The sequence below is a fragment of the Brevundimonas sp. AAP58 genome (genome assembly GCF_001295975.1).
GTDB lineage: Bacteria > Pseudomonadota > Alphaproteobacteria > Caulobacterales > Caulobacteraceae > Brevundimonas.
Map to the genome: position 1 here is coordinate 1 of NZ_LJHU01000054.1, position 2,725 is coordinate 2,725.

Below are 2,725 nucleotides of genomic sequence, written 5' to 3' on the forward strand. Positions count from 1 at the left end.
GCCCACGCCCGCCCCCGCCGCGACGCCCGCCGCGCCCGCCGCCAAGGCGACCGCCCAGTGAGCCGCTCGCCGCGCGCACCCGGCTCGACCGGCAAGGCCATCGAACAGGCGGTCGGCAAGGCGCTGGACCCGCTGGCCACGGCACTGCGCAAAGCCACCCAGGGCTCGCCCTCGACGCCCGCCACCGCGACCCCGGCCGCGCCGGGCAAGCCGGGGCTGAAGGTTTCACCGCTCGCCGTGCCCTTCCCGACCATCCCCGGCGTCGGCGGCGTCGAGATGACCACCGCCCGCGCCGGCTTCTACAAGCACGAGCGTGACGACCTGGTGGTCTTCCGCTTCGCCCGAGGCACGAGCTGCGCCGGCGTCTTCACCCGCCACAAGGTCGGCTCGGCCCCCGTGGACTGGTGCCGGCGCCAGCTGGATTCGGTCGGCGGCGGTCAGGACGTCCGTGCCCTGGTCGTAAACGCCGGCTGCGCCAACGCCTTCACCGGCAAGGCCGGGGCCGACGCCGCCCGACGCACGGCCTCCGAGGTCGCCAAACGCTTCGGCTGTCGCCAGAGAGACGTCATGCTGGCCTCGACCGGCGTCATCGGCGTGCTGCTGGACGACCGCAAGATCGCGGCCAAGCTGGGCGAGATCGAGCACAAGCTCGACGGCGACACCCCCGCGTCCGAGCAGTGGGCGGCGGCCGGTCGGGGCATCATGACCACCGACACCTTCCCCAAGGGGTCGTTCGCCGAGTGCAAGGTCGACGGCTACACGGTCCGCATCGCCGGCATCGCCAAGGGCTCGGGCATGATCGCGCCGGACATGGCCACCATGCTGGCCTTCATCGTCACCGACGCCGACATCCACCCGACGGTGCTGCGCGCTCTGCTGGGCCTGCACGTCCGCACCACCTTCAACAGCGTGACGGTCGACGGCGACACCTCGACCAACGACACCTGCCTCTTGTTCGCCACCGGCACGTCCGGCGCGCCACGCATCGGCCGGGTCGGCGACCGCCGCCTGAAGGAGTTCTCCGCCGCGCTCGACAAGGTCATGCTGGATCTGGCCCACCAGCTGGTCCGCGACGGCGAGGGCGCGTCCAAGTTCGTGCGGATCACCGTCGAGGGCGCCGCCAGCCCGGCGTCGGCCCGTAAACTGGCCAAATCCATCGCCGACAGTCCGCTGGTGAAGACCGCCATCGCCGGCGAGGACGCCAACTGGGGCCGCATCGTCATGGCCGTCGGCAAGACCGAGGAGCCGGTCGACCGCGACCACCTGGCCATCCGCTTCGGCCCTCACCAGGCCGCCGTCGACGGCGCCATCGCCCCGACCTACGACGAGGCGAAGATGAGCGCCTACATGAAGCGCCCCGAGATCGACATCGCCGTCGACGTCGGCATGGGCCGGGCGTCGGCCACCGTCTGGACCTGCGACCTGACCAAGGGCTACGTCGAGATCAACGGGGATTACCGGAGCTAGGCCGCCGCCTGCTCCGCCCGCCTGAGGGCGCTCGCCCGGACCTTCTCGCTCTCGCTCTTCAGCTGACCGCACGCGGCCAGGATATCCCGTCCCCTCGGCGTGCGGATCGGGCTGGCGTATCCCGCCTTGTTCAGGATCGCGGCGAACCGCTCGATCGTCTTCCAGTCCGAGCACTCATAGTCCGTGCCGGGCCAGGGGTTGAACGGGATCAGGTTGATCTTGGCCGGGATGCCCTTGATCAGGTTCAGCAGGGCGCGCGCCTCTTCGGGGCTGTCGTTGACGCCCTTCAGCATCACATACTCGAACGTCACCCGCCGCGCGTTCGACAAGCCCGGATAGGCCCGGATCGCGGCCATCAGTTCCGCCAGCGGATACTTCTTGTTCAGCGGCACCAGCACGTCGCGCAACGGATCGTTCGTCGCGTGCAGGCTGATCGCCAGCATGGTCTGTGTCCGCTCGCCCAGCTCCGGGATCATCGGCACGACGCCTGAGGTCGAGACCGTGATCCGGCGGCGCGAGATGGCGATGCCCTCGCCGTCGGCGATGATGTCCACGGCGTCGGCGACGTGGTCGAGGTTATAGAGCGGCTCGCCCATGCCCATGAAGACGATGTTGGACAGGCGGCGGTCTTCCTTGGGCGACGGCCATTCGCCCAGGTCGTCGCGCGCCACCTGCACCTGGGCCACGATCTCCGCCGCCGTCAGGTTCCGCACCAGCTTCTGGGTGCCGGTGTGGCAGAAGGTGCAGTTCAGGGTGCAGCCCACCTGACTGGACACGCATAGCGCACCTGCCCGGCCCACATCGGGGATGTAGACGGTCTCGATCTCGATGCCCGGCGCGGTGCGGATCAGCCATTTGCGGGTGCCGTCATTCGACACCTGGCGCTCAACGACCTCTGGCCGGGCCAGGGTGAAGGCGGCGGCCAGCTTCGCCTGGGTGTCCTTGGCGACGTTGGTCATGGCGGCGAAGTCGGTGACGCCATAGTGGTGGATCCAGCCCCACACCTGGCTGGCCCGCATCCTCGCCTTCTCGGGCGGGCAGATGTCCGCGTCGATCAGGGCCTGGCGCAGGCCCTCGCGCGTCAGACCGGACAGGTTGACGGGAGCGGTCGGCGCGGGACGCGAGAGATCGAGCGTCAGGCTCAAGGCAGGGGTCCTGGGTGGCGGGAGGCGCGGCTTATAGCACGGATCACGCTGGATTTAAGGCGGGTGCGAAGAGTCCCTTCTCCCCTTGCGGGAGAAGGTGGCCCGGAGGGCCG

2 protein-coding genes are annotated in these 2,725 nt (G+C 69.9%); one reads left to right on the forward strand and one right to left on the reverse strand.

Going from position 1 to position 2,725, the window contains the following annotated elements; all coding sequences use genetic code 11:
- Positions 1 to 57: 57 nt before the first annotated feature.
- Entirely contained in the window at positions 58 to 1,467 is a 1,410-nt protein-coding gene (gene argJ / locus IP78_RS07480) for a bifunctional glutamate N-acetyltransferase/amino-acid acetyltransferase ArgJ (RefSeq protein ID WP_054111074.1), read from the forward strand.
- On the opposite strand, the gene rlmN is transcribed toward argJ, so the two are convergent.
- Positions 1,464 to 2,612: a 23S rRNA (adenine(2503)-C(2))-methyltransferase RlmN gene (gene rlmN, locus IP78_RS07485; protein ID WP_054111073.1), complete on the reverse strand. Its 1,149-nt coding sequence runs from the start codon at positions 2,610 to 2,612 to the stop codon at positions 1,464 to 1,466. The two genes, argJ and rlmN, sit on opposite strands and share 4 nt — an antisense overlap.
- Positions 2,613 to 2,725: the final 113 nt, after the last annotated feature.